Origin of the sequence: Streptomyces mobaraensis NBRC 13819 = DSM 40847, from assembly GCF_017916255.1 — a bacterium.
Taxonomy (GTDB): Bacteria; Actinomycetota; Actinomycetes; order Streptomycetales; family Streptomycetaceae; genus Streptomyces; species Streptomyces mobaraensis.
The window spans coordinates 510355-536574 of record NZ_CP072827.1; the positions used below are offsets into that span (position 1 = coordinate 510355).

At 75.0% G+C, this 26220-nt stretch carries 27 protein-coding genes and 1 pseudogene; 21 read left to right on the forward strand and 7 right to left on the reverse strand.

All coding sequences use genetic code 11. From position 1 onward, the window contains the following. Positions 1-319 precede the first annotated feature (319 nt). Positions 320-1915, reverse strand: coding sequence for an nSTAND1 domain-containing NTPase (locus tag J7W19_RS01975; RefSeq protein ID WP_004942078.1), 1596 nt, complete (start codon positions 1913-1915; stop codon positions 320-322). A 313-nt stretch (positions 1916-2228) separates the two neighbouring features. On the opposite strand from J7W19_RS01975, the gene J7W19_RS01980 reads away from it, so the two are divergent. The 8 genes from J7W19_RS01980 (at position 2229) to J7W19_RS33915 (ending at position 9261) form a co-directional block, all read left to right on the forward strand. Continuing rightward, entirely contained in the window at positions 2229-3206 is a 978-nt protein-coding gene (locus J7W19_RS01980) for an HpcH/HpaI aldolase/citrate lyase family protein (RefSeq protein ID WP_004942076.1), read from the forward strand. Continuing rightward, positions 3203-4444: an 8-amino-7-oxononanoate synthase family protein gene (locus J7W19_RS01985; RefSeq protein ID WP_004942074.1), complete on the forward strand. Its 1242-nt coding sequence runs from the start codon at positions 3203-3205 to the stop codon at positions 4442-4444. The genes J7W19_RS01980 and J7W19_RS01985 overlap by 4 nt, the downstream gene beginning before the upstream one ends. 15 nt (positions 4445-4459) lie before the next feature. Beyond that, positions 4460-5008, forward strand: a complete 549-nt coding sequence (locus J7W19_RS01990) for a MaoC family dehydratase (RefSeq protein WP_004942071.1) — start codon at positions 4460-4462, stop codon at positions 5006-5008. Continuing rightward, on the forward strand, positions 5005-6315 hold the full coding sequence (locus J7W19_RS01995) for a preATP grasp domain-containing protein (RefSeq protein WP_004942069.1): 1311 nt from the start codon (positions 5005-5007) through the stop codon (positions 6313-6315). The genes J7W19_RS01990 and J7W19_RS01995 overlap by 4 nt, the downstream gene beginning before the upstream one ends. 14 nt (positions 6316-6329) lie before the next feature. Beyond that, on the forward strand, positions 6330-7496 hold the full coding sequence (locus J7W19_RS02000; protein ID WP_004942068.1) for a hypothetical protein: 1167 nt from the start codon (positions 6330-6332) through the stop codon (positions 7494-7496). A gap of 5 nt (positions 7497-7501) precedes the next feature. Then, positions 7502-8443: a quinone oxidoreductase family protein gene (locus J7W19_RS02005; RefSeq protein ID WP_004942066.1), complete on the forward strand. Its 942-nt coding sequence runs from the start codon at positions 7502-7504 to the stop codon at positions 8441-8443. A gap of 94 nt (positions 8444-8537) precedes the next feature. Then, complete coding sequence (locus tag J7W19_RS02010) at positions 8538-8957, forward strand: cold-shock protein (RefSeq protein ID WP_004942065.1); 420 nt, start codon at positions 8538-8540, stop codon at positions 8955-8957. Positions 8958-9021: 64 nt separating this feature from the next. Further along, positions 9022-9261, forward strand: coding sequence for a DUF7683 domain-containing protein (locus J7W19_RS33915; protein WP_420877637.1), 240 nt, complete (start codon positions 9022-9024; stop codon positions 9259-9261). Between the two features lie 22 nt (positions 9262-9283). On the opposite strand, the gene J7W19_RS02015 is transcribed toward J7W19_RS33915, so the two are convergent. Continuing rightward, the gene (locus tag J7W19_RS02015; RefSeq protein WP_004942063.1) at positions 9284-10483 is read right to left on the reverse strand and encodes an FAD-dependent monooxygenase; all 1200 of its coding nucleotides are present in this window, start codon (positions 10481-10483) and stop codon (positions 9284-9286) included. A gap of 202 nt (positions 10484-10685) precedes the next feature. Between J7W19_RS02015 and J7W19_RS02020 the strand changes: the two genes are divergently transcribed. The 5 genes from J7W19_RS02020 to J7W19_RS02040 all read left to right on the forward strand — a co-directional run bounded on the left by J7W19_RS02020 (position 10686) and on the right by J7W19_RS02040 (position 14968). Then, the gene (locus J7W19_RS02020) at positions 10686-11915 is read left to right on the forward strand and encodes an MFS transporter (RefSeq protein ID WP_004942061.1); all 1230 of its coding nucleotides are present in this window, start codon (positions 10686-10688) and stop codon (positions 11913-11915) included. A gap of 76 nt (positions 11916-11991) precedes the next feature. Next, positions 11992-13077 (forward strand): S-(hydroxymethyl)mycothiol dehydrogenase, encoded by a 1086-nt coding sequence (locus J7W19_RS02025; RefSeq protein WP_004942059.1) that lies wholly within the window; start codon positions 11992-11994, stop codon positions 13075-13077. After that, positions 13077-13706 carry an MBL fold metallo-hydrolase gene (locus J7W19_RS02030; protein WP_004942056.1) on the forward strand — a complete coding sequence of 210 codons (630 nt, stop codon included), beginning with the start codon at positions 13077-13079 and terminating at the stop codon, positions 13704-13706. The genes J7W19_RS02025 and J7W19_RS02030 overlap by 1 nt, the downstream gene beginning before the upstream one ends. Positions 13707-13810: 104 nt before the next feature. Beyond that, positions 13811-14443: a pyridoxamine 5'-phosphate oxidase family protein gene (locus J7W19_RS02035; RefSeq protein ID WP_004942054.1), complete on the forward strand. Its 633-nt coding sequence runs from the start codon at positions 13811-13813 to the stop codon at positions 14441-14443. 63 nt (positions 14444-14506) lie between these two features. After that, a complete protein-coding gene (locus tag J7W19_RS02040) occupies positions 14507-14968 on the forward strand; it encodes a hypothetical protein (protein ID WP_004942053.1) in 462 nt (153 codons plus the stop codon). A 40-nt stretch (positions 14969-15008) separates the two neighbouring features. Here J7W19_RS02040 and J7W19_RS02045 read toward each other — a convergent pair whose 3' ends face one another. Then, complete coding sequence (locus J7W19_RS02045; protein WP_004942050.1) at positions 15009-16580, reverse strand: long-chain-fatty-acid--CoA ligase; 1572 nt, start codon at positions 16578-16580, stop codon at positions 15009-15011. Between the two features lie 104 nt (positions 16581-16684). Beyond that, positions 16685-17149: pseudogene (locus J7W19_RS02050) on the reverse strand (L,D-transpeptidase); the annotation flags it as partial. A gap of 333 nt (positions 17150-17482) precedes the next feature. Between J7W19_RS02050 and J7W19_RS33355 the strand changes: the two are divergent. The 3 genes from J7W19_RS33355 to J7W19_RS02060 all read left to right on the forward strand — a co-directional run bounded on the left by J7W19_RS33355 (position 17483) and on the right by J7W19_RS02060 (position 19239). Beyond that, the gene (locus tag J7W19_RS33355; RefSeq protein ID WP_267939115.1) at positions 17483-17605 is read left to right on the forward strand and encodes a hypothetical protein; all 123 of its coding nucleotides are present in this window, start codon (positions 17483-17485) and stop codon (positions 17603-17605) included. After that, the gene (locus J7W19_RS02055; RefSeq protein WP_004942045.1) at positions 17605-18639 is read left to right on the forward strand and encodes a hypothetical protein; all 1035 of its coding nucleotides are present in this window, start codon (positions 17605-17607) and stop codon (positions 18637-18639) included. Before J7W19_RS33355 ends, J7W19_RS02055 begins: the two co-directional genes overlap by 1 nt. Positions 18640-18714: 75 nt before the next feature. Beyond that, entirely contained in the window at positions 18715-19239 is a 525-nt protein-coding gene (locus J7W19_RS02060; protein WP_004942043.1) for a GNAT family N-acetyltransferase, read from the forward strand. A gap of 26 nt (positions 19240-19265) precedes the next feature. Here J7W19_RS02060 and J7W19_RS02065 read toward each other — a convergent pair whose 3' ends face one another. Then, positions 19266-19583, reverse strand: coding sequence for a hypothetical protein (locus J7W19_RS02065; RefSeq protein ID WP_004942040.1), 318 nt, complete (start codon positions 19581-19583; stop codon positions 19266-19268). Between the two features lie 129 nt (positions 19584-19712). Further along, positions 19713-21482 (reverse strand): pentapeptide repeat-containing protein, encoded by a 1770-nt coding sequence (locus J7W19_RS02070; protein ID WP_040888815.1) that lies wholly within the window; start codon positions 21480-21482, stop codon positions 19713-19715. Between the two features lie 171 nt (positions 21483-21653). On the opposite strand from J7W19_RS02070, the gene J7W19_RS02075 reads away from it, so the two are divergent. From J7W19_RS02075 to J7W19_RS02085, 3 genes are all read left to right on the forward strand, one after another. Next, positions 21654-22223 carry a gluconokinase gene (locus tag J7W19_RS02075; protein WP_004942037.1) on the forward strand — a complete coding sequence of 190 codons (570 nt, stop codon included), beginning with the start codon at positions 21654-21656 and terminating at the stop codon, positions 22221-22223. Between the two features lie 74 nt (positions 22224-22297). Continuing rightward, positions 22298-22702 (forward strand): tautomerase family protein, encoded by a 405-nt coding sequence (locus J7W19_RS02080; protein ID WP_004942036.1) that lies wholly within the window; start codon positions 22298-22300, stop codon positions 22700-22702. A 55-nt stretch (positions 22703-22757) separates the two neighbouring features. After that, the gene (locus J7W19_RS02085; protein ID WP_004942034.1) at positions 22758-23153 is read left to right on the forward strand and encodes an NUDIX hydrolase; all 396 of its coding nucleotides are present in this window, start codon (positions 22758-22760) and stop codon (positions 23151-23153) included. Positions 23154-23211: 58 nt separating this feature from the next. On the opposite strand, the gene J7W19_RS02090 is transcribed toward J7W19_RS02085, so the two are convergent. Further along, a complete protein-coding gene (locus J7W19_RS02090) occupies positions 23212-24180 on the reverse strand; it encodes a sporulation protein (RefSeq protein ID WP_004942033.1) in 969 nt (322 codons plus the stop codon). 201 nt (positions 24181-24381) lie between these two features. Here J7W19_RS02090 and J7W19_RS02095 point away from each other — a divergent pair, with 201 nt between their 5' ends. Further along, positions 24382-24720, forward strand: a complete 339-nt coding sequence (locus J7W19_RS02095; protein WP_004942030.1) for a hypothetical protein — start codon at positions 24382-24384, stop codon at positions 24718-24720. A gap of 117 nt (positions 24721-24837) precedes the next feature. Continuing rightward, a complete protein-coding gene (locus tag J7W19_RS02100; RefSeq protein WP_004942027.1) occupies positions 24838-26103 on the forward strand; it encodes a hypothetical protein in 1266 nt (421 codons plus the stop codon). Positions 26104-26220 lie beyond the last annotated feature (117 nt).

Below are 26220 nucleotides of genomic sequence, written 5' to 3' on the forward strand. Positions count from 1 at the left end.
CGGGTGGTCGCGGGGCCTCGGCGACCGCGCGGTGTCGGCTCGCCGACGGAAGCGGGGGTCCGGCCGGGGCCGGCCCGTCGCCCGGCCGTACGGCCCACCACCGGGCAGGCCGGGCGGCGGTACGCCGAGCGCCGGGCGAGCCGGGCGGCGGCGCCCGGGCACGCCCGCGCCGGACGGGACGGGCCGTCCGGCCGTCGGCGACCGGCCGACGGGCCGACGCCCGCCACCGCCGACGCGCGGGTCCCGTTCGGTGGACGACGGTGGCCTTGGGCGGCGGGGCGGTCGGAGGCGCCGCCGCCCGCTTGGCCGTGACCTCCCTTCAGCGGACCGCGAGCGGAACCGTCGCCGCCGCCAGGGCCGAGACCGAGATCAGGAGGCCGGCCAGGAAGGCGATGAGGCGGCGCTGGGCGCGCAGCCGGGCGTCGCGGACCGCGTCCTGTACGCGGCGGGCCCGTTCGGCCGTCGCGCAGGCGGCGAGGAACTCCCGCTCCGGGCCGCCGGGCGGGTACGCCGCGTCCGGGCAGCCGGGCGCGCGGGTCGCGGACTCCGCCTCCGCCTCGGCGAGCCGGCGTCCGCGCCAGAGCGTCTCGGGGTCGCGCCCGGACTCCTCCCAGGCCCGGGCCGCCCGGGTGAGCCGCCGGCGGCGGCGCAGCGCCTCCGGGTCCTCGGCCGTCCAGGCGGCGAGCCGGGGCCAGCCCTGGGCGACGGCGCCGTGGGCGAGGACGGCCCGGTCGCGGTCGAGGGTGAGCACCCGGGCGGCGGCGAGGCGTTCGAGGGCGGCGGCCGTGCCGGGGGCGTCGCCGAGTTCCCGGCGGTCGAGGGCGCGCGGCGCACCGTCGTCGCCGGGTTCGGTCAGGCGGAGCAGGATGCCCCGGGCCCGCTGCCGGGGGCCGTCGGCGAGTTCGGCCCAGACCGCCTCGGCGCCCCGGGTGACGGCGCCCTCGAACCCGCCGGCGGCGTGGAAGCCGGCGAGGGTGAGCCGGTTGCCGTCGCGGTGCCGCCAGGTGGCGAGAAGGGCCGCGGACAGCAGGGCGAGGCCGCCGGGCTGCCGATGGGCTCCCGTGACGAGGACGGCGAGCAGCCGGTCCTCGACGGTGCAGTCGGCCGCGGCGGCCGGTTCGGTGACGACGCGGGTGAGGTCCTCGGGGGTCGGCGCCGGCACGGTCAGCGGTTCCCCGGCCAGCAGGGGGTGGCCGGCGAACCGTTCGTGGAGGTCGGTGCGCAAGCCCAGCACGAGTCGGCAGGGTGCGGCGAGCAGCACGTCGAGGAGGCCGGGCAGGTCCGCCGGGCCTGCGGAACGGCCGCGTCCGGCCGGGGCCGGCGCCTGGAGTCGTTCCAACTGGTCGACGACGAGGACGGAGTCGGGGTCCGGGAGCCGGGCGAGGCCGCGGGCGAGTTCGGCGACGGGGTCGGGCCCGGGAACGAACGTGCCGACGGCGGGCGGATCTTCGGCGGTGGCGAGCCGGTGGACGACGCCCGCCTGGAGGAGCGAGGTGGTCCCGGCCCCGGAGGCGCCGGAGACGACCACGAACCGGTCCCGGCGTAACCGTTCCACCGCCTCCTCCACCAGGCGTTCCCGGCCGAAGAAGCGGTCGCCGTCGGCCGCCGTGTACGCGGCGGGGCCGGCGTAGGGCGGCGGCCGGCGGCGGGCGAGGGCGGCGGCCACGGCGTGCCAGCGGTCCGCCCACTCCCCCACGTCGCCGCCGCAGGCGCGGACGTAGGCGCTGGTGACGGCGAGGGTCGGGAACCTGCGGCCGCCCGCGGCGACCGAGAGGCTGGCCGCGGACGAGTGGGCGCGGAGGGCGAGTTGGCGGTACGTGGGGCTGCCCGCCCGTTCGCGCAGGGCGCGCAGGTCCGCGGCGAAGCGCAGCAGGGGGCTGTCGCCCGGGTCCAGGGGCCGTTCACGGCGTGCCACTGCCCTGCCTTTCCAGCCGTGCCGCACGGCACCGGGCCTGGGGTGGGGCGGCGGCGCGAGCGAGCCGAACGTAGCGGTGGACCTTACGGTAACGGTCAGGCAATGGCCAACAACACTATGATTTCCGTCAATTCGACAATGACAGTCGGGCTATGAATGACCAATCCCGATTGTTCGGCGTTGTTCGGAGTTGCTTGTTCGGGGCACGCGGAGCGGTCTCGAACAGCCCGGGTGCGGTAGGCATGGAACCGCGGGGGCGGATCACGACGCCACCGCGCCCTGCTCGCTTCCGCCGGCCCTCGTCGGAGATCCCATGAAGTACTCGCGGTACTGCCGGTCCCTGCTGTCCACCCCCGCCACCGCCGTCCATCGCTACGCCGCCGGCCACCGCTCGGGGGCCGACATTTCCATGGTCGATCTGGAGGACTCCGTTCCGCCGGCGCGCAAGGAGGAGGCGCGCAGACGGGCCGAGGGCTTCTTCACCCTCCCCACCGCCGCCACGACCCGCTGCGCCGTGCGCATCAACGCCATCAGCGGACCGGACGGCCTGCGCGACCTGCTGGCGCTGCGCCAGTACGCGGTCAAGCCGCCGCTGGTCCTGATACCCATGGTGGAATCGCGCCGCGACGTCGAGATCGTGGAGCACGTCCTGGGCCCGGAGTGCCCGGACACCGAGTTCGTCGCCGTCGTGGAGACGCCGCGCGGCCTCCAGCACGCGGCCGGCATCGCCTCGTCCTCCCGCAGGCTGCGGGCCCTGGTCTTCGGCTCGGCCGACTACGCGTTCGCCACCGGCGCCCGGCTCACCTGGGACGCCCTGGCCCACCCGCGCGGCGTGCTGGTCAACAGCGCGCGGGCGGCCGGGATCGAGGTGATGGACGCGCCCTTCTTCGAGGTGCACGACGACGGGGCGCTGCGCTGCGAGGCGGCCCTCGCCAAGGACATGGGGTTCAGCGGCAAGATCGCCGTGCACCCCCGCCAAGTGCCGTTGATCAACGAGGCGTTCTCCCCGGACGACGACACCCTCGGCCGCGCCCGCCGGATCGTCGCCGCCGGGCGGGAGAACGGCCGGGACATCACCGTGGTCGATGGCGTGATGATCGGCATCCCGTTCTTCGAGGCGTCCCAGCGGCTGGTCGAGGAGTTCGGCGACGGACTCCCGGGGCCGCCCGCGCCGTCCCCCGGAAGCGACGGGCCGCCGTCCCCGAGACCCGCGGTCGCACTGCATCGGCAGCCCCGCCCGTACCCCGACGCCCCACGCTCCACCACCGTGACGCAGGAGAGGGAACAGTGAACGACACCAACCCCCCGGGCCCCACGCCCGAGATCACCGGACCGCACCGCTACCGCAACAGCGCCACCATGATCCGTACGGCCGACCCGGCGTGGCTGGGCGCCGCGCAGGCCGGGCTGATCGGCGTGGTGGCCGACTCCCCCGACGCCAACAACCGGCTCGTCACCCCGGACGGGCACGAGTTCGTCAACATGTGCTCGTGCTCGTACCTGGGCCTCAACCACCACCCCGCCGTGGTGGAGGGCGCGATCGAGGCGCTCCGGGAGACCGGCGCCACCTCCCTGGTGATGCCGACCACCCGGGTCCGGCACCGGCTGCTGGCCCGGCTGGAGGAGGAGCTCGGCGACCTCTTCGGCTGCCACGCCCTGCCCGGCGCCTCGTGCAGCGCGCTCACCGCCGGCATCCTGCCGCTGATCGCCTCGGGCCATCTGTCCGACGGGCAACCGCGCGTGATGGTCTTCGACCGGTTCTGCCACTTCTGCATGTCGTACATGAAGCCCGTCTGCGGTGACGAGAGCCTCGTCCTCACCTGTGACCACAACGACCTCGACCGGCTTGAGGAGATCTGCCGGACGTATCCGCGGGTCGCCTACGTCGCCGACGGCGCGTACTCCATGGGCGGCGCGGCGGCCCTGGACGGGCTGCGGCGGCTCCAGGAGCGGTACGGCCTCTTCCTCTACCTGGACGACTCGCACTCGCTCTCCATCCTCGGCGAGCACGGCGAGGGCTTCGCCCGCTCGCAGCTGGAGATGAACGAACTGACCGTGATCACCGCCAGCCTGGGCAAGGCGTTCGGCACCGCCGGCGGCATCGCCATGCTCGGCAGCCGGGAGATGTTCGAGTTCCTGCACCGGCACGCGGGCCCGGTCGGCTGGTCGCAGAACATGTCCTTCCCGGTCGTCGGCGCCTCGCTGGCGTCGGCCGCGATCCACCGCTCCCCCGAACTCGGCGAACTCCAGCGCAGGCTCCAGGAGAACATCGCCTACTTCGACACCGCCTTCCCCACCGCCTTCGCCGGAAACGGCCTGCCCGTGCGCCGCATCACCGTCGGCGACCCGGAGGCGGCCGTCAAACTCTCCGCCGACATGTTCCAGCGCGGCTTCTACTGCTCGGCGGTCTTCTTCCCCATCGTCCCCAAGGGCGAGGCGGGTCTGCGCATCATGATCCGCGCGGATCTGTCCCGGGAGAAGCTCGACGAGTTCATCGGCCACATCAAGGACCTCTCCCCCACGCACTGAGGACGGTACCGACCCATGGCGGACGACGCCCCGCCCAGCGGCTACGAGCGGCTGGGACCGCAGCACTACCGGGAAGTGGTGGGCTTCCTCTACGAGGAGTTCACCGTCGGCGACGTGATCGAGCACCGGCCCGGCCGGACCGTCACCGAGATGGACAACGTTCTGATGAGCACGTTGTCGATGAACGACGCGCCCCTGCACATCGACGCCGCGTTCTGCGCGGACACTCCCTGGGGCCGGCCGCTGGTCTCCAGCCTCGTCACCCTCAGCATCGTCGGCGGCATGACGGCCCGCAGCACCAGCGGCAAGGCCCTGGCCAACCTGGGCTGGGACCGCATCCGGCTGCCCAACCCGGTGTTCACCGGCGACACCCTCTACGCCACCACCGAGATCCTCGGCAAACGGCTCTCCCGCAGCCGCCCGGGCGAGGGCATCGTCTCCTGCCGGACCACCGGCACCAAGTCCACCGGCGAGGTCGTGCTCGTCTTCGAGCGAAGCTTCCTGGTGCCCTGCCGCGACCCCGAGCCCGGCGGCCCGGCCGCCGCGCCGCGGGGGGACGGATGACGGCGCTGCTGATCGGCAACAACCGGGCCGCCGAGATGACCGGCGGCCCGGACGGCACCCCGGAGGAGCGGCGGCGGGCGGCCCGGGGCGCCCAACGGCTGCTGTGGTGGGCCCGGGACGGCGACGTCCTGCTCCTCCCTGAGGCGCCCGACGACGCCTTCGCCGACCACGTCACCGGCCTCACCGGCACCCGCCGGGCCGGCCTCACCGTCGTCACCGCCGCCCTCCCGCCCACCGGCGCCCTGCCCGACGCGACGGTCGCCGCCGTCCGCGCGGCCCTGGCCGGGCGGACCGTCGACCGGGTGATGCCGGTGTACGCCGACACCGGCGTCACCGGCCTCGTCCGACGGCTCGGGGCCGAACGGGCGCTGCCCGGCTGGGCCTTCCACGACCAGGGCGGCAGCGCCCTGGTCAACAGCAAGGCCGCCTTCCGCGCGGTGGCGGCCGGCACCGGGACGCCCGTCGCCGCCGGTACGGTGGCGGGCAGCCCGGACGCGGCGGGCGCCGCCGCGGCGGAGCTGCTCGCCGCCGGGCACCCCGCCGTCCTCAAGCTCGCCTTCCACTCCGGCGGCCTCGGCAACGAGGTCCTCACCACCGATCCGGCCGTCCGCCCGCTCGGGGCGCACCGCGCCGTCGTCCTCCCCGGCCCGGACGCCGCCCGGGAGCACACGGCCCGGCACTGGGCCGGGCTGTCGTCGGGCGGGCGGCACCCCGTGGTCGTCGAGCGGTACCACCCCGAATCCGTCCCCGTGTACGCCGAGTTCGAGGTCCGCGACGCCGGGGTGGTGCTGTCCGGCCACGGCGAGATGCTGATGGACCCGATGCTGGACGGCGAGACCGTGCCCGCCGCCCTGCCGCCGGACCTCCTGGACCGGCTGGTCGGGCACGGGCGGCGGCTGTGCGAGGCGTACCGCGCCCTCGGCTACCGGGGGACGCTCAGCGCCGACGCCATCGTCACCCCCGCGGGGGAACTGCTGTTCACCGAGGCCAACGGCCGGCTCACCGGCTCGTCGCACCTGCACTCCGTGCTCGCGGCGCGGCTCGTCGGCGAACCCCTGCGGTCCCGGCGGGTGTTCCTGGAGAAGGGCGCCTGGCCGGTCCCCTCCTTCGGCGCGGCCCTCGACGCGCTGGACCGGGCCGGGCTCGCCTTCGACCCCGCGACGCGCACGGGCGTCGTCCTCGTCGGCGACCGCGTCCCGGTGGACGGCACGGTGGTCCCCTGTGTGATCGCCCCCGACCGGCCCGCCGCCCACGCCGTGCGGCGCTCCCTCCCCGTGTTCGCCGCCGAGCCCGCCCCCGCCTCCTGACGAAAGGCCGCCGCATGTCCCTGAACAGCTACGACAGTTGGTCCCCCTTGCGTGAAGTGGTCGTCGGCTCGGCCGAGAACTACTCCTCCCACGAGCGGGAGCTGTCCTTCGACCTGTTCTTCCACGACGAGATGCCGTACAGCCGCATGTACTACCCGCGCCACCGGGCGCCGGGCGGGGACGCGTCCGGGGAGGACGGCACCGGCACCGGGGCCCGGCAGAGCCCCATCAAGAAGCGCTACGTCGAGGAGCTCCAAGAGGACGTCGAGGGGATGGTCGACACCCTCGCCTCCCTCGGCGTCACCGTGCACCGGCCCGCGCCGCTCGCCGAGCACATCGAGGTGCGCACGCCCACCTTCCGGGCCGCCGTCATCCCGGCCCTCAACGTCCGCGACAACAGCATCGTCCTCGGCGACGAGGTCATCGAGACGGCCCCTCAGGTGCGCGCCCGCTACTTCGAGACGCAGCTCCTCAAGCCGGTCTTCGCCGACTACTTCCGGCGCGGCGCGCGCTGGACGGTCATGCCCCGGCCGCTGATGACCGACGCCTCCTTCGACCTGTCCTACGTCACGGCGCACACCGCCCCCGGCGAGCTGATGGAGCCGATCACCGACCCCCGGCCGTCGCCGTACGACGTCGGGCACGAGATGATGATCGACGGGGCGCAGTGCCTGCGGCTCGGCCGGGACGTCTTCGTCAACGTCTCCACCGCCAACCACGTCCTCGGCTGCGACTGGCTGGAGCGCCACCTGGACGGGCGGTTCCGGGTGCACCGGCTGGACTCGCTGTCCGACAGCCACATCGACAGCACCGTGCTGGCGCTCCGCCCCGGGCTGCTGCTGGTGCGCACCCCGCAGATCGCCGAGCGGCTGCCCAAGCCGCTCCGCTCGTGGGACATGATCTTCCCGCCGGAGCCGGAGGACAACCAGTTCCCGGTGTACGACGCTGACGACCTCCTCCTGACCAGCCGCTACATCGACCTGAACGTGCTGTCCGTGTCCCCCGACACCGTCCTGGTCAACTCCGCCTGCCCGGAGCTGATCCGGACGCTGGAGAAGCATCGCTTCACGGTGGTGCCGGTGCGCCACCGCCACCGCCGCCTCTTCGGCGGCGGCCTGCACTGCTTCACCCTCGACACGGTCCGGGAGGGCTCCGCGCCCGAGGACTACCTGGAGGGCTGAGCGGCATGCGGGCTGTGGTGATCCGCCGGTTCGGCGGGCCGGAGGTGCTGGAGACCGCGGAGCTCCCGGAACCGGTCGCCGGTGCGGGCGAGTCCGTCGTCGACGTGGTGCTGGCGGGCGTCAACTTCGGGGACCTGGAGGTGCGGGCGGGGACCTACCGGCCGCCGCGGCTGCCCGCGGTCCTCGGCGCGGAGATCGTCGGCGTCCGCCGACGGGACGGCCGGCGGGTGGCCGCGCTGCTGCGCGACGGGGGCGGCTACGCGGAGGTGGCCGTCGCCCGGGACGCGTACACCGTGGAACTCCCCGACGACATCGACGACCTGGCGGGCGCCGCCCTGGTCGAGCAGGGCTGCACGGCGTACGCCGCCCTGGTCACGGCCGGCCGGCTGCGGCCGGGGGAACGGGTCGCGGTCGCCTCCGCCGCGGGCGGGGTCGGACACCTGGCCGTGCAACTGGCGCGCGCCCTCGGGGCGTCCGCGGTCGCCGGGACGGCCTCGACCGCGGCCAAGCGGCAGTTCGTCCGGGAGCTCGGCGCGGACCACGCGGCCGAGGGCCCCGAGGCGCTGCCGGCGCTGTTCCCCGACGGCGTGGACCTCTACCTGGACTCCCTGGGCGGCCCGCGCGTCGAGGCCGCGCTCGCCGCGCTGGCCCCCTTCGGCCGGCTGGTCTCCATCGGCCACCGCGAGGAGCCGGCCGTCGTCGCGGTGGACGCGCTCACCCGGCGCTCGCTCGGCGTGGTGACGCTGTGGATGCGGCAGGTCCTGGAAGCGGACGGGCTGTTCGCGGAGGTGGCCGGCCGGGTCCTCGCGCTCGCCGGCGAGGGCCGACTGGTCCCGCACGTCGACCGGGTCGTCCCGCTGGACGGCGTCGGCGGCGCGCACGAGGCCGTCGCCGCCCGGGCGACGACCGGCAAAGTGCTGGTGGACGTCCGGGCGGCGGGGTGTTGACCCGGGGATTGTGCCGGGGACGGCGGCTGGATAAGGTCCCGTCGGGCCCGCGACAGGGCCGTTGCTGGCACGCGGTGGCAGGTGGGGAATGTCTGTGGTCACGGGTAAGATAATCCGCTTCGACGAATTCCGGGGGTACGGGTTCGTCGCCCCGGACACCGGCGGCGAGGATGTGTTCGTCCACGTCAACGACGTCCAGGCGGACAAGCGCCTGATCGTCCCCGGTGCTTTCGTCGAGTTCTCCGTGGAGGAGGGCGAGCGGGGCCTCAAGGCGTCCCACGTGCGTCTGCTGGACCGGGCGTCCGGCCGGCCGGCCGAGGTCCCGGCGGAGGGCTACGTCCCCGGCCCGTCGGGCGACGACGGCGACTGCGACGTGCTGTCCGCCAAGGAGTTCACGGACGAGGTCACCGAACTCCTCCTCTCCGCGGCTCCCACCATGACCGCGGAACAGATCCTCCTCGTCCGCCAGCGCCTCGTCCGCCTGGCCGCCAACCACGGCTGGGTCGAGGCATAGACATCAGGCGGGGCGCCGCGCTCCCGGGCGCGGCGCCCCGGAACGAACGGAAAGGACCGGCACCATCGGTTCCGCGCACTACACCGTCACCGCCTACCCGAAGCACTCCGACTTCCCCGCGAGCGAGACGGAACTGACGGACGCCGACCCGGCTTTCCTCGCCGGGCTGTTCGGGATCCCGGTCGAGCGGTTCGTGGACGTCTACCCCATGGACGCCGGGCACATGGCGGTGCTGGAACGGACGGCCGGTCTGGCCTTCGACCCGGCCGCGTACGACTACTTCCTCGAGGTCACGGCCGGCTGACAGCGGACGGGCGGCCGCCCGCTCACCCCCGCGCCGGCGTCGTGAGCGCGCCCAGCGGGTCGTGTCCGTGGATCCACGCCAGCCGGTCCGGGAGCGTGGTGAGGTTCGCGTCGCGGGCGGTGGCCTGGGGGCCGTCGGGGAGGTGGAGGCAGGTGGCGTTCTGCCGGGAGCCGGCCTGGATGGCGCGGGTTCTGGGGCGGCGCGTCCGTTCGTAGCGGCGCAGGGCGGCGGGGACGTCGGTGGGCGCGGCGTCGGCGAGCAGCGCGGCGAGGACGGCCGCGTCCTCCAGCGCCTGGTTCGCCCCCTGCCCGTGGTGCGGCAGCATGGGGTGCGCCGCGTCGCCGAGCAGGGTCACCCGGCCGCGGGTCCAGGACCGCCGGGGCTCGCGGTCGTACAGCGCCCAGCGGCCGGGGCGGTCGACGGCGGCCAGCAGGCCGGTCAGGGCCGGGTGCCAGCCGTCGAACGCGGCCAGCAGGTCGGCCGTCCGGCCTTCCGTGACCCAGGACTCGACGGTCCAGGCGGGGTCCGGGACGACGGCCAGGAGATTGAGCAGCCGCCCGCCCGCGACCGGGTACACCACCACGTGCCGGCCCGGTCCGACCCACAGCCACAGGACGGGGTCGGCGAGTTCGGGCAGATCCGGCAGCCGGTCGAGGGGGACGAGGGCGCGGTAGCCGCTGGTGCCGGAGAAGACCGCCTCGTCGGGGCCGAAGACCGCGTCCCGGACGGCGGAGTGGATGCCGTCCGCGCCGACCACCGCGTCCGCCTCGGCCGCCGAGCCGTCGGCGAAGCGGACGACGGCGCCGTCGGGGGTCTGCTCCACGCCGGTGCAGCGGGCGCCGAAGCGCACCGGTATCCCGTCGGCGGCGGCGAGCAGCGCGTCCTGCAGGGCGGAGCGTTCGAGGTGCCAGAAGGGGGCGCCGAACCGCCGCTCGTAGCCGTCGCCGACGCCGAGCCCGGCCACCGTCCGGCCCGTGCGCCAGTGCCGGAAGTCGACGCGCGACGGGGCGACGGCCGTCGCCGCGAGCCGCCGGTCGACGTCCAGGGAGCGCAGTACGCGGTGGCCGTTGGCGCCGATGGCGACGCCCGCGCCGGTGGCCGTCGGCTCCGCCGCCTGTTCGTGCACGACGGCGTCGAGTCCGCTCCGGCGCAGCGCGACGGCGGCGGCCAGTCCACCGATGCCCCCGCCGACGACCGCGATGGTGGGCCGTCTTCCGGCCATGGTCCGCTCCCTCCCGCCCGGCGGTCCGGTCCGCGGTCCGCCCGGACGCCGAGCCTACCCACGGGTCGACGGGCCGCGCACGGGTTCGGTTCCGGACGATCAGCCGACCCTGCGCGGGAGGTGGCCGCGAGTGGCGGGTTTCCGACAGGAGTTGGCATATTATCGGAAGCGGGACGCGCGAGGGAGCCGTCACGATCGGGGGGTGCCGAAGAACCGATCCCTCACCTTCCGCGACCGCCCGATCCTGCTGCTGTCCACGGGGCACGCCTGCGTGGACGTCTACCAGGGGGCCGTCGCCGCCCTGGTCCCGTTCTTCGTCTCGGAGCGGGCCTACACCTACGCCGCCGCCTCGGGAATCGTGCTGGCCGCCTCCCTGCTGTCGTCCGTGGTGCAGCCGCTGTTCGGGGCGCTCACCGACCGGTGGGCCATGCCGTGGCTGCTGCCGGTGAGCACCCTGCTGGCCGGGGCGGGCGTCGCCCTCAGCGGCCTGGGCGGCTCGTACGCCCTGACCCTGGCAGTCGTCGCCGTGTCCGGGATCGGCGTGGCCGCCTACCACCCCGAGTCCGCGCGGGTGGCGCGCCGGGCGAGCCGGGGCAGCCATGTGGCGATGGGCTGGTTCTCCCTCGGCGGCAACCTCGGTTTCGCCGCGGCCCCGCTGCTGGTCTCCGCCGTCGTCGCCACCGGCGGCCTGCGCGCGACGCCGCTGCTGGCGCTCCCGGCCGTCGCGGGCGCGGCCCTGTGCGCCGCCGCGCTGCGCATGGCCCGCGCGCCGGGGGACGCGCCGGGCGCCCGGGCCGCGTCCCGCGCGGCCGGCCGGGACGACTGGGCGTCGTTCCGCCGGCTGACCGGCGCCATCATGTGCCGTTCGGTCGTCTTCGTCGGCCTGAGCGCCTTCGTCTCGCTGCACGTCCGCCAGCGCACCGGCTGGGGGCAACTGGCCGGTACGGCGGCCCTGTTCGTGCTCTATCTCGGCGGCGCGGTGGGCACGGTGGCGGGCGGGAGGCTGGCCGGGCGGTACGGGCGGACGACGGTCGTCCGCTGGTCGTACGCCCTGGCGGTGCCGGCGGTCGCGGGCGTCGTCCTCGTCCCCGGCCCGGCGCTCTACCTGTTCGTGGCCCTGACCTCGGCCGCGCTGTACGTCCCGTTCTCCCTGCACGTCACGCTCGGCCAGGACTACCTGCCGCGCCGGGTGGGCACCGCGAGCGGCGTCACCCTCGGCCTGGCGGTCAGCGTCGGTGGCGTCGCGAGCCCGCTGATCGGGGCCCTCGCCGACGTCACGTCGCTGCGGGTCGCCCTCGCGCCGCTGATCGCGCTGCCCGCCGTCGGCTGGCTGCTGCTGCGCCCGCTGCGCGAGCCCGGCGCGCCGGGGGCGCCCCGCGTGCCCGGCGCGGCGCCGGCGGCCGATGCCCCGAGCGCGCCCCGGGAGGTGTGAGCCGCGTCGTTGGACGCCGGGCGCCGTGGTGCGCGAGAGTGGTCCGAGACGTAATGATCAAGGAAGGGACAGTGCCGTGGCACAGGAAGTCCGGGGCGTGGTGGCGCCGGGGAAGAACCAGCCGGTGCGGGTCGAGACCATCGTGGTGCCGGACCCGGGACCCGGCGAGGCCGTGGTGAAGGTCCAGGCGTGCGGCGTCTGCCACACCGACCTGCACTACAAGCAGGGCGGCATCAACGACGACTTCCCGTTCCTGCTGGGCCACGAGGCGGCCGGCGTGGTCGAGGCGGTCGGCGAGGGCGTGACCGAGGTCGCGCCCGGCGACTTCGTCGTCCTCAACTGGCGCGCCGTCTGCGGCCAGTGCCGGGCCTGTCTGCGCGGCCGCCCGCAGTACTGCTTCGCCACCCACAACGCCCGGCAGAAGATGACCCTGACCGACGGCACCGAGCTGACGCCCGCCCTGGGCATCGGCGCGTTCGCGGAGAAGACGCTGGTCGCCGCCGGCCAGTGCACCAAGGTCGACCCCGAGGTCTCCCCCGCCGTCGCCGGGCTGCTCGGCTGCGGCGTGATGGCGGGCATCGGTGCCGCCATCAACACCGGCGGGGTGAGCCGCGGCGACTCGGTGGCCGTCATCGGCTGCGGCGGCGTCGGCGACGCGGCCGTCGCCGGCTCGCGGCTCGCGGGCGCGGCCCGGATCATCGCCGTCGACATCGACGACCGCAAGCTGGAGACGGCCCGGCGGATGGGCGCCACCCACACGGTGAACTCGCGGACCACCGACCCGGTCGAGGCGATCCGCGAGCTGACCGGCGGCTTCGGCGCCGACGTCGTCATCGAGGCGGTCGGCCGCCCGGAGACGTACGAGCAGGCGTTCTACGCCCGCGACCTGGCCGGCACCGTCGTCCTGGTCGGCGTCCCCACCCCCGACATGCGCATCGACCTGCCGCTGCTCGACGTCTTCGGCCGCGGCGGCGCCCTGAAGTCCTCCTGGTACGGCGACTGCCTGCCGTCCCGCGACTTCCCCATGCTCGTCGACCTGCACCTCCAGGGCCGGCTGGACCTGGCGGCGTTCGTCACCGAGACCATCGGCCTGGGCGACGTCGAGGCGGCCTTCGACCGGATGCACCAGGGCGACGTGCTGCGCTCGGTGGTGGTGTTCTGATGCCGGCCCGGATCGACCACCTCGTCACCTCGGGCACGTTCTCCCTCGACGGGGGCACGTGGGAGGTCGACAACAACGTCTGGATCGTGGGCGACGACCACGAGGCGATCGTCATCGACGCGGCGCACGACCCGGACGCCGTCGCCGAGGCGCTCGGCGACCGCCGGCTGCTGGCCGTCGTCTGCACCCACGCGCACGACGACCACGTCAACGCGGCACCGGCGCTGGCCGACCGCACCGGCGCCCCGGTCCTGCTCCACCCCGACGACCGGCCCCTGTGGGACCGCACCCACCCGGACCGCGCACCGGACGGCGAGTTGGCGGACGGGCAGGTGCTGCGGGTGGCCGGCACGGAGCTCACCGTGCTGCACACGCCGGGGCACGCGCCGGGCGCCGTCTGCTTGCACGCCCCGGAGCTGAACACGGTGTTCACCGGGGACACCCTCTTCCAGGGCGGCCCGGGCGCCACCGGCCGGTCGTTCTCCGACTTCCCGACCATCGTCGCGTCGATCCGCGGCCGGCTGCTGACCCTCGACGGCGACACGGTCGTCCGGACGGGCCACGGCGACACGACGACGATCGGCGCGGAGGCCCCGCACCTGGAGGAGTGGATCGCCCGCGGCCACTGAGCCGCGGAAGACTTCGGGCACGCGCCGGCCGGTGACCGGACCGGTCGGCGCGCCTAGGATCGCAAGCGTCGCGGGGCGCGCCCGCGGGAACGGGGGAAGGATCCATGGACATGACGGACCTGGTGGAGATCACCGAGCCCGGCGAGCTGACGGAGCTGCTGGGGGAACCGCTCCCGCGCGTCCGCGACAAGGCCCGTGACCGGCTGGGCGAGTTGGACCGGCAGTGGCTGGAGCACTCGCCGTTCTGCCTGGTGGCGACATCGGACGCGGACGGCAACTGCGACGTCTCCCCCAAGGGCGACCCGGTCGGCGGCCTGACGCTCGTCCTGGACGACACCACCCTCGCCATCGCCGAACGCCCGGGCAACCGGCGGGCGGACGGCTTCCGCAACGTCCTCGCCAACCCCCATGTCGGCCTGGTCTTCCTGGTGCCCGGCCGCGGCGACACCCTCCGCGTCAACGGCCGGGCCCGGCTGGTGCGCGAGGCGCCGTTCCTCGACCGGATGACGGTCAAGGGGCACCGCCCGGTCCTCGCCCTGCTGGTCGAGGTCGAGGAGGTCTTCTTCCACTGCTCGAAGGCGTTCCTCCGCTCCGAGCTCTGGAAGCCGGAGACCTGGCGGCCGGACGAGGTCCCGTCCCGGGCGCGCATCGCCAAGGTGTTGGAGCGGCCCGAGGACTCCATGGAGGAGTTGGAGACCTACTACGGGCCGCGGTACGCCGAGCGCCTCTACGGCTGAGCAAACAGATTGTTTACAACACGTCATTGGCACCCCGTCATGTGGTGCGGCACGCTGCTGCGTATGCCGTCATCTTCCGAGGCGCCGAAGGCGTCTGATGCTTCCCGGACCCCCGACCCCTTCTCTCCCCCGGACCTCGACCAGGCGCGGGCGCGGCGCGTCCACGCCTCGCTGTTCCGGATCGCCGAGCGGCACGCGGACACGGAAGCGCGCCGCCGTCGGCAGACCCACCCCACGATGATCGGCCCGCACGAGGCCGTCCGGCTGGTGTCCTTCCTGCTCAGCGGCGCCGCCCTGCTGGAGGACGGCGAACCGGAGGTGGACCGCGCCGACATCACCGCCGCCCTGAGCCTCGTGCCGCTGATGCGCGGGGAGATGGACGAGCTGGAGGCCGGGCTCCTCGGAATGGCCCGGGGGCGCGGCATGACCTGGCCGGACATCGCCTTCGGACTCGGGCTCGGCACTCCCCAGGCCGCACGGCAGCGCTACGAACGGCTGGCCGACCGTACGGCGCGGGACGAGTGACAGCCGTACGCCGCGAGGCCGTCGAGGGCCGCCACGACCGTCATCCGGCGGACGCCGCGGCCCGCAGCGCGTTCTTGTCGATCTTTCCGGTGGCGTTGCGCGGCAGGGCCGCCACCGTCCCCACCGACGTGGGGCACTTGAACCCGGCGAGCCGCTCGCGGCAGAACGCCCGGAGCTCCGCCGGATCGACCGGCACCCCGTCGGCCGTCACCAGGACGGCCCGTACCGTCTCGCCCCACTTCTCGTCCGGCACCCCGATCACGGCGGCCTCGACGACGGCGGGGTGCTCGACCAGCACCCGTTCGACCTCGGCGGGGCAGACGTTCTCGCCGCCGGTGATGATCAGGTCCTTCAGCCGGTCCTCGACGAAGACGTAGCCGTCCTCGTCGATCCGCGCCAGGTCCCCGGTGCGCAGCCAGCCGTCGTCGGTGACGGTCTCGGCCGTCGCGGCGGGGTTGCCGAGGTAGCCCTTCATCCGGCCGGGGGACCGGATCCACAGTTCGCCCCGCCGGCCCGGCGGCAGTTCGGCGCGGGTGGCGGGATCGACGACGCGCGCCTCGACGCCCGGCATCGGGCGGCCCGCGGAGGCGAGGCGGTGGGCATGGGCGGGGTCGCGGTGGGCCTCGGGGGCCAGGGCGGTGGCGGCGCCGGAGAGTTCGGTCATGCCGTAGAGCTGGAGGAACCGGATCCCGGGGAACAGCGCGAGCGCCCGGCGCAGCACCGGCAGCGGCATGGGCGATGCGCCGTAGAGGCAGTACCGGAGCCGGCCGAAGGCGGCGACCGCGTCCGGGCCGGCCGCCAGGATGCCGGGCAGCATGGCGGGCACCAGCAGCAGGTGGGTGGCGCCGTCGGCGACGGCCGCGCACATGGCCTCGGGGGTTGCCTCGCGCAGCACGACCGTGGGCGCCCCGGCGAGCAGCGCGGTGACGACGTAGCAGACGCCGCCGACGTGGAAGAACGGGAGGACGGCGACGCTGCGGTCGGCCGGGCCCATAGAAAGGACGGCGAGCAGCGCGGCGCTCTGCTCCAGCAGGCCCCGGTGGGTCAGTTCGGCGCCCTTGGGGGATCCGGTGGTGCCGGAGGTGTAGAGGATGACGCAGGTGTCGTCGGGGTCGAGGTCGTCCCGGGCGGCGAGCGGTTCGGCGGGGTCCAGCAGCGCGGCGTACGTCTCGGCGCCGTCGGCCGGCCCGGCGCCGTCGCCGGTGACGACCAGGCGGGGCGGGGCGTCCAGCGTGCCGAGGGCGGTGCGTACGGCGTCCAGCACAGCGGCGTCGGCGAACAGGACCGTGGCGCCGGAGTCGGCGATGACATGGGCGAGTTCGGGCGGGGCGAGGCGCCAGTTGAGGATCGCGGTGGCCGCGCCGGCGCCGGCGGCGGCGAGGACGGTCTCCAGGCACGCGAGGCCGTTCCGGCCGACGACCGCGACCCGGCCGCCCCGGTCCACACCGGCGGTGCGCAGGGCGCCGCGCAGCAGGTCGGCGCGGGAGCGGAGGTCGCTCCAGGTGAGGCGGGCACCGCCGCAGACGAGCGCTTCGGCGTCCGGCGCGCGGGCGGCCCCGCGGTCGGGCAACTCGTGCAGCAGGCGCGGGCGTTGTGCGAGCGGTGTGGGCATCCGTTCCCCCCGGTCGGCGCTCCGGGCAGCGTACCCGCGGGCCGGTCGGTCCGCCACCGGCGGGCCGGGGCGGAACACGCCCGGCCCGCCGGCGCGCGGCCCGGTCAGGTACCGGGCTTGCGGCCGTAGACGAAGACGTCGTCGCCCTTGTGGAGCAGGTTCCAGTACGCCCGGGCGTCCTTCATCCGCATGTTGACGCAGCCGTGGGAGCCGGGCGGCGAGTAAACGCTGCCGCCGATGGCGTGGAACGCCTGACCCCCGTCGAAGAACTGGCTGTACGGCATGCTCACGTCGTACAGCGACGAGCGGTGGTCCTTGTCGCGCCAGTAGACCTTCTTGAGGCCGGTGCGGGTGGCGAAGCCCTTTCTGCCCGAGCGTATGTGGACCGGGCCGTACTTGATCTTCTTGCCGTCCTGTATCCAGCTCACCTGGCGGGTGAGGTCGACGCAGGCGATACGGCCCTTGTCCGTCGGGCAGGAGACCTTGGCGGGCGCCTTGGCCGGGGCCTTGGCGGGAGCGGCCTCGGCGGTCCCGCCGGCCGTCACGGCCAGGGGGACGGCCAGTCCGGCGGCGCCCAGGACCACGCCCAGCCGGGTCCGCAGAGGGGTGCGTTTCATTGTCATGAACGGTAAGACCATCGAAATCCCCACTTGGTTGCATACCGCACCCGGCGCTTCGGACCCCGCGGGCCGGCGGAACCCGATCTTCCTCCGGCCGACGGTCGACCAGCCGCCCACCTGGGGTTAGGCTCGTCCGGGCGACGGCGCGAACTCCCTTGCACACCGCGGCCCTTGCCGCTCCCCCGTGCACTCCGCCTGCCCCCGTCGACCTCGTCGACACCTTCCGTTCCCCGACCCGTCGCCCTCCATCCGTCCCCCGTTCCCCAGCACCAGGACCTCCTTGTGACCATCCCCCCACCCGTCGCCGCCGGCCCGCCGGCCGTCCGCTCCGCCCGCGTCCGCGCCCGGACCACCGCCCACCGCCCGCCCGCCACCCGGCCGGCCCTGCACGACGGGGTGGGCTGATGGCCAGGGAGACGACGGTCCCCGCCGGCGGCGGCTTCCGCCCGGTCCACCACCCGGCCGGGCTCGACGACGCCCTGCGGATCGCGGTCGAGGAGGTGTGGGCCGGCCGCTGGATGGCCATGCGGGACCTGCTGGAGCGCACCGGCGCCGACTGGGCGCTGCGCACGGCCCGCACCCAGGTCCTCGGCGCGGTGGCCGCCGGTTCGACGATCGTCGAGGCGTGGGCGGCGGAGGAGGGCCACAGCGTGGACGCCCGGGTGATGTGGGCCCGGGTGGTGGTGCAGCGGGCGCAGCGCGCGCACCGGCAGCGGCACCCGGAGGCCGTCCACCTGGAGCACCAGGCCCGTGAGGCGTGCCGGCTGGCGGTCGAGGCCGCGCCCGCCGACCCGGTGCCGTGGATCTGCCTGCTGACGCTGGCCTCCCTGGACGAGCGCCAGGAGCGGCCCGAACACCAGCTCCAGCCCTGGGAGATCATGCTGCCGCCGGGCCCGTGGGGGCTGCTCTCCCGGATCTGGGAGCGCGACCAGTGCAACCGCGAGGCGTTCCACCGGATGCTGCAGTTCTTCCAGGCGTGCACGACGGGCGCGGCGGCCTCGGTGTCGGCGGTCGACTTCGCCCGCTGGGTGGCGTCGTGGGCGCCGGCCGGCTCGGCGCTGCTGGTGATGCCGCTGTTCGCCTACGCCGATCTGCACCGGCGGCAGGCCGCGGACCCGCGGGGGCAGGGCCGGTCGGACGCGCTGCTGCGCTCGCAGTGGTCGGTGGACCCGATCCGTTCGGAGACGCTGCGGGCGTACCGGGGCTGGTTCGCCACCCTGGGCCACGGCGGGCACGCGCCGCTGTCCGTGCCCGATCTGTCGCACCTGGCCTTCGCGATGTGGTCGGCCCGGCACTACGCGGAGGCGGCGGAGGTGTTCGCGGCCATGGGCGCGCACACGGCCGTCCAGCCGTGGGCGTCGTTCACCGACGACCCGAGCCGGCCGGACCTGGCGACCGAGGAGTTCCTGCGGGCGCGGCGGCACTGCCTGGGCGCCTGACGGGCGGACGCGGCCGGCGCTCCGGGGTGACCCGGATCACGGCCGGGCGCCGGGGAGTTGTGCGATGTTGCCCGGATGAGCGATTCCACGGATCCGTCCGGACCGGTCACCGTCCGGCTCGCCGACTACTCCCCCACCGAGATCTTCGGTGACACCCCCGACCCGTTCGGCGTCGAAGCCGTGGGGATGACCTGGCGGCCCAAGGAGGAGCACTTCGGCGTCCTGTGGGACGGCCGTCTCGTCGCCCACGCGGGGCTGGTGGAGCTGCCGTTGACGGCCGGCGGCGTCCGGATGGACGTGGCGGGGCTCGGCGGGGTCGCCGTGGCGCCCGGGATGCGGGGCCGCGGGCTCGCGCGGCGGGCCGTCGCCGCCGCGATGGACGACGCCCGGGCCCGGGGCCTCCCCTTCGGCCTGCTCTTCTGCCGGCCGGACCGGGTCGGTCTCTACGAGCGGCTCGGCTGGCACCCGGTGACCGGCGAGGTGGAGGTGGAGCAGCCCGACGGCCCGCGCGTCATGCCGCTGCGGACCATGTGGACCGCGCTGCGGGCGGGGGCCGCGTGGCCCCCGGGGCCGGTGCGGCTGCACTCGCTGCCGATGTGACGGAGCGCCGGCGGTCCGTCGGCGGTTCAGTGTCCTCCGAAGCGGACGCTGGAGAACGCCGCGTCGCGTGGCGCCCGCTGCCCCGGGGCGACGCGCACGGCCGTGCCCGAGCACTTCTTGCCGCTGAAGATGGTGGCCGGGGAGTCCGTCCCGTTGTGGGCGCCGTGCGCTTCCTGGCTCATGGTGAAACAGCGGTTGTCCGGCGGGTTTTCGACGAAGAAGGGCTTGTTCTTCGGACCGAGGAAGCCGAACGGGCCCTTCGCGGCCACCGCGGCGTCCACGGGTCCGGCCATGGCCAGCGCGAGCCCGGCGAGTACGACGACGATCGGACGGAAGAGACGCATCTGTGGTCCTTTTCCCGATGATGGGCGATGAGCCCGGAATGAGTTCATCGCCCTCAACGACGCCGCTCCCGCGCACGACACGTCCGGTGTCAACTCCCCGCCGGGGCGGGACACTCGCCCGGGTCCCGCTCACCGCCGCACCCGGTTGCGGACGGCGACCGCGGTGAGGCCCAGCAGGACGGGCGCGACCAGCCGGAACGTCCCGTCCACACAGGTGCCGGCGAGGGTGAGCTCCGGGGTGCCGGAGCGGAGGCCGACGGCGCCGAGGACCGTCCGTACGGAGGTCTCCAGCCGGCCGCCGGCCGGCCCGCGCTCCTGCCGCGTCCGCTCCTGCTGCGTCCGGGCCGGGGGCGCGGCGGCCGTGGCGGCCCGGGGCGGTTCCGGCGGCAGGCCCCACAGGGCCACCGCCGCGACGGTGGCCAGGGTCGTGGCCAGCAGCCAGAGCAGGGTGCGGCCGACGCGCAGCGCGTAGCCGGACACCGCCCAGTACAGCAGGAGCAGGGTGCGCCGACCGTCCGTCCGTTCGCCGCTGTGCCGGCGCATCTCCATCTCGCCGTAGTGGAAGTCGCCGGCGCCGGGGTGATTCCTGCCGTTCTCCAGCGAGGTGCGCAGCTGCCGGTAGGTGGAGGCGAGCGCCGCGGGCGGGCGGACCCCGACGCCCTCCGGGGCCGGCGTCCAGCCGCGCGAGCCGCGGGCGGCGCGCCAGTGGTGCTCCTCGGCCAGCACCTGGCGCGGGGCCCACCGCCGGACGGGCAGGAGGGGCAGCCGGCGGACCGGGGTGCGGGCGAAGACGCAGCACCCTTCGAGGCCGAGCCGGTCGAGGTGGAGGGCGCCGCCGAACAGGCAGGAGGACAGGTCGAGGTCGTTCAGGGCGAGGTTCGCCGCGTCGGAGCCGCTGAGCGAGCGGACGCGGACGCCGGGATCGCCGGAGGCGACCACCTCTTCGAACGGCCGGCAGCCGTCCGCCCCCGACAGGAAGGCCCGGGGGTGCGCGGTGACGCTCAGGGCCTGCTCGGCGATGACGTCGACGAGGTCCACCGTGGCGTACCGCAGCCGCAGCGCGGCGCCGGAGGCCCACGAGGACTTGCGGCAGTCGACGAACCCGGCGGCGGCCTCCAGGGTGGTGGTGCCGAGGAACCGCGTCCAGGAGAGGTCGAGGGTGCCGCGGCAGGCCAGCGGCCCCAGGGCGGGGGCGGTCCGGAAGGCGGCGCCGCGGAAGGTGACGCCGTCGTGGAAGACGGTCGCGCCGAAATAGCAGTCGCCGTGGAAGTCGGCCTCGCGGAAGCAGACTTCGCCGGCGAGGCGGGCCGCGCTGAAGTGGGCGCTGTCGTGGAACGCGGCCCGGGCGAAGCCGGCGCCCGCCGGGAAGCGGGCCCGGCTGAACCCCGCGTCGCGGCGGAAGCGCGCCTCGCCGAAGCCGGCGTGCCCGGTGAACCGCGCGTCGTGGAACCACGCGTGGTCAAGGAACGACGCCTTCCGGAAGGATGTCTCGTCGCCGAAGGCGGTGTCGTTGAAGTCGGCGCGGCCGAGGAACGTCGCGCCGTCGAAGCAGGCGCCGTCGGGGAACACCGCTCCGGTGAAGCGCGCCCCCGTGCGGAAGAGGGCCTCCTCGAACGCCGCGTGGCCGACGACGGCGCGCCCGGAAGCCTCGTCGTACAGGGCGCCGAGGAGCGCGTCGAGCAGGTCGTCGGCGAAGGTGGTGCCGCGGTGGTCGACGCGGGCGCCGGGGCGCAGTCCGGCGAGGTAGGCCGCCCGGCCGGCCCCGTCCAGGTGGGCGAGGCAGGCGCGCGGGCCGCCGCCGGGCCGCGGCACCGCGCGCCCGCGGCAGCCGACCGGGTCGTCAGGCCCGGCCCCGCGTCCGCAGCGCGGCCAGACCGGCGGCCGGGGTGCGCGTGTCATGCCGGGCGGGACGCGGCGGCCGTGCGGCCCGGTTCCCTGCGGGGCCCTGGGGGAACGCTCACCCCTCCTCATGCGAAGTCAACCGAAAGAAAAGCCACTTAAAAGCAAAAAGAGACGGATAAAAGCGAACACCGCCGAAGCGGAACAATCCCATCGACCTAACGTCCCGCCATGACGCAACCAGCTACCGTCCCCTCCCGGCCCTCCTTCGCCCGCTCCCTGCCGCTCGTCGTGGTCATGGGCGTCTCCGGAGCGGGCAAGACGACCGTCGGCCGGCTGATCGCGGACCGCCTCGGCGCCCCATTCGCCGACGCGGACGCCTTCCATCCGGCGTCCAACAAGGCCCTGTTGGCGGCCGGGATCCCACTCGGCGACACCGAACGCGCCCCCTGGCTCGCCGCCATCGCGGACTGGATGACCGCCCACGCCGCCGGGGGCGGGGTCGTCACCTGCTCCGCGCTCAAGCGCCGCTACCGGGACGCCCTGGCCCGGACGGCCCGGCGCGCCCTCTTCGTCCACCTGGACGGCCCGGCGGAGGTCATCGCCGACCGACTCGCCCACCGCACCGGCCACTTCATGCCGGCCTGCATGCTGGGCTCGCAACTGGCCGACCTGGAACCCCTCGCACCGGACGAACACGGGGTCCGCGTCCCCGTCGACCACCCCGCGCGGCAGGTCGCCGACCTGGCCCTCGCCCGCCTGCCCTGCCCGCACGGCACCGGAGCCGCCTGCCCCCGCTGACACTCCCTCACCTCTGTACCTACTGGTATGTACACTCCTCGCACAGGAACGCCACCCGCACGAGGAGTCCCACCATGCCCCTGGTCCGCATCGACACCCTGGGAGCCGGCCGCGACCGGCTGGAAGCGCTCGGCCGCGCCGTCCACGACGCGCTCCAGGAAACCCTCGACATCCCGGCCGACGACTGCTTCCAGATCCTCACCGACCACGACGGCACCACCGGCACCCTCCGCTACGGCGGCTACCTCGGCGTCGACCGGGACGAGGGCATCGCGTACATCACGATCACCATGCGCGCGGGCCGCTCCCCCGACCGCAAGCGGGCGCTGTACCGGCGGATCGCCGAACTCGCCCACGCCCGCGCCGGCACCGAGCCGCGGAACGTCTTCGTCACCGTCACCGAGAACGCGTCCGTCGACTGGTCCCTGGGCCACGGGCAGGCGCAGTACGCCCCCGGTCCCGGCCCTGTGGTTGCATGACCCCTTCCGCGCGGCACGCCGGCCGCCGGAGCGGACCGGAGAAGGAGCGGAACCCGTGCTGATCGACACGGTGGCCTGGGTGCGGGTCGAGGACGGACGGGTCCTCTGCGCGCGACCGAAGGGGAAGGACGTGTTCTATGTGCCCGGAGGCAAGCGGGAGGGCGCGGAGAGCGACCTGGAGACCCTGCTGCGGGAGGTCGAGGAGGAGCTGACGGTCCGCCTCGACCCGGAGACGGTGGCCCACGTGGGCACCTACGAGGCGCCGGTGCCGGAGCTGCCGGACGGCACGGTGGTCCGGATGAGCTGCTACACGGGCGAGTACGGCGGGACGCTGACGGCCAGTGCGGAGATCGAGGAGGTGGCCTGGTTCTCGTACGCGGACCGCCCGCTCGTCCCGCCGGTCGACCGGCTCCTGTTCGACGACCTCCATGCGGCGGGCCTGCTGCGCTGACGCGGCGGGCGGCGCGGTACGGGAGCCGGTGCGGACCGGCTCCCGTACCGCACCCTCGTCAGTCGTCATCCCCCTCGAAGAAGTCGCCGATCTCGTCGACGACTTCGGCCGCCACCAGCCCGCCGACCACACCGGCCGCGACGCCCGCGGCACCGGCGGCCACGACGGTGCCCATGCCCGGGCCGGACCGGGAGCCGCCGTCGTGGAGCCGGCCCTCGCGGTGGATCCCGTACCGCGTCTCCCGCTGCGCCCGGCGGGCGCCGTGCTGCTCGACCAGCCGCTGCACCCAGGACTCGACCTCCGCCGTCCAATCACGTCCCGCCGTGTCGTGGGCGACGTGGAAACGGGTGACGACGTCGTGCCCGGCGGAGAGGAAGCCGCCGCGCTTGTCGGCCTCCAGCACGACCTCCATGCCGTCGGGCGCGGCCAGGAAGGTCACCTCGATCTCGTTGACGGCGTACGCGTACTGCGGGGCCGGCGCGAACTCGATCTCCTGGTAGAAGGGCAGCCGCTGACCGCTGCCGCGGATGTGGCCGAGCTCCAGGTCGGCGGAGCGCAGCCCGAAGCCGAGCCGGCCGAACGCGTCCAGCACCGCCTCCTGCGCGGGCAGCGGGCGGACGGTCAGCGGGTCGAGGTCACCCTTGTCCCGCGCCCCGGCGATGGCCAGTTCGGTGCGGACGCCCAGGACCGTGCCCAAGGGTCGCCCGTACAGCTCGGTCACCGGCGTCTCCCACGGGACCGGCACCGCGAACGGGACGTCGCGCTCCTCGCCGGCCGCGAGCCGGAAGCCGCCGGCGACCGTGTGCCGGTCGAAGACGACGGTGCCGTGCTGCTCTCCGTCACCGCGCTCGGCCTCGACGCGGGCCTCGAACTCCAGCGTGACGTGCTCGACGTCGAAGTCCGCCTTGCCGCCGCACAGCCGGACCCGGCCGGTCAGGGTGCCGCCCGGCGGCACCGGCCCGTCCAGGACCGTGTCGACCGTGGGACCGCCCACACCGAGCGAACCGAGCAGCTTCTTGAACACCATCGCGGCGTCCCCTACCTTCTTTGCCCTCTGTGTTTCCGTACCGTGTACGGCACCACCTTGCCCTGCCCGGGCAAGGCGACGGAAATTCCCCTGATCAGGGGACGTTCCCCGGGAACAGCCCCGGTTCCCGCCCGCAGGCCGGTCTACTGGCCGCCGACGGCCGCGCCACCCGGGCGCGGCACCGGGAGACGGGGAAGACCTTTGGGCATCGGGAAGAAGACCGGGACCGTCCTCGCCGCCCTCGCCCTCGGCCTGGTCGCGGCGGCGCCCGCGCAGGCCGGGGTCGACGGGCACTGCGGGAAGTACCTGTGTGTGATGACGGCCCATCACAACCGGTTCGTGCAGGACATCACGGTGGAGACGAAGGACGGCCTGCCCGGCACCCTCCGCGCCTACTGGGGCGACTACCACTCGCCGAAGGCGCACGCCGCCTCCCACCGGTGGACCGTGGGCCGGGAGCAGAAGGACGCCAAGCTGGTCTGCGGCGGACTGGAGCGCGACGGCCGGACCATCGAGGACGGTGTCTGCGTCACCATCTGACGGACGGGGCCGCGGCGGCTGTGTCCCTGCCGGTCCGCGGCCGGACCGGGCGCCATAGTGGCTGTCTGACGGGCGGTGCCCCGCCCGTCGAGCGGCCACAGCAGGAAGGGTCCCGGCATGCTCGTGCTTCCCACGGACCGCGGCCACACCCCCGTCCCGTTCGGCCCGTCGGACAGGTACCAGTACCTGCGCGCCCGGACGGCGGCGGACCCGGCCCGCACCCACGTCTGCATCGCGGCGCGGATGACCGGGCCGCCGCCGGACCGCGAGGAGTTGGAGCGGCTGGTGGCGGACGCGGTCGCGCGGGTGCCGGCGCTCGGGTACCGGGTGGGCGGTACGGGCCGCCGGGCGCGGTTCGAGCCGGCGGGCGCGCTGGACGTCTCGCTGCACGTCGACGAGGTCGAGGTGCCCGCCGGGCGGTCCCCGGGCCGGTGCGCGCTGGACGCGCTGGCGGCTCCCCTGCCGGCGGACCGGCCGCTGTGGGGCGTCCGCCTGATCCGGGGTCACCGTCCCGACGAGTACCTGCTGGCCTACCGCGCGGCCCATCTCTTCCAGGACGGCCTGGCGATGGCGCAGGCCATGGGCGCCGCGCTGTCCGGCGCCCGGCTGCCGGCACCCGCGCCCCGGCCCGCGCCCCGGGCGCCGTCGCCGCAGACGGTGCGCGCCTGCGCACGGTTCCTCCCGCACCTGTTCGGGCGCACGGCGCGCTGGCTGCCACCGCGTTCCGCCGTCACCGGCGAGCGGACGCTGCACACCACCACCCTGGACCGGTCGGCGTTCGACGAACTCACCCGCCGCACGGGCGCGTCCGCCGCCCAGGTGGCGCTCGCCGCGCTGGCCGGCGCCCTCCGGGCGTGGACGCCCGACCACTGGTGCGGCGCGTGCGATCGGCGGCAGCGCCGGGGGCTGCGGGTCTACCTGCCCGTCAGCCTCCGCCATCCCGGGGACCGCGCGGCCCTGGGCAGCGCCCTGGGCGTCATGCCGCTCACCCTCCCCTGCGCCGAGCCCTCCCCCGCGCGGCGGCTGGCCGACGTGGTCCGCGACACCGGGCCGATGACGCTGTACCGGTTCCGTGAACTCTTCGGCTACCTGCTGCGGGCGCCGGGGCCGGTGGCCTGGCTGGCCCACCGCGTCGTACACCACTGCTCGCCGCCCCGGCTGGGCGTCACGGTCATCCCGGCGGACGCCCACGACACCGGCCCGGGCATCGCCGGCCTCATCCCGGTGTCCCCACCGGTCGGTTCGTCCCCGGGCGGCTGCGTCTTCGTCCTGGAGAAGACCCGGGTGTCCGTGTCCTTCCTGTTCGACGCGGGTGTGCCGGGCACGGAGCGGCTGCCGGGGCTGCTGGGCGCGGCGCTGGAGGAGCTGCGGGCGGCCGTTTAGCCCGTCCGGCGTTTGAGGACCCCGCGGCGCGGCGCGATGCCGGGGTCCGGGGGCGGAGCCCCGGAGGACACGGCGAAAGGGAGCGGCCGGGGCACATCCGGAAGACCGACGCCACGC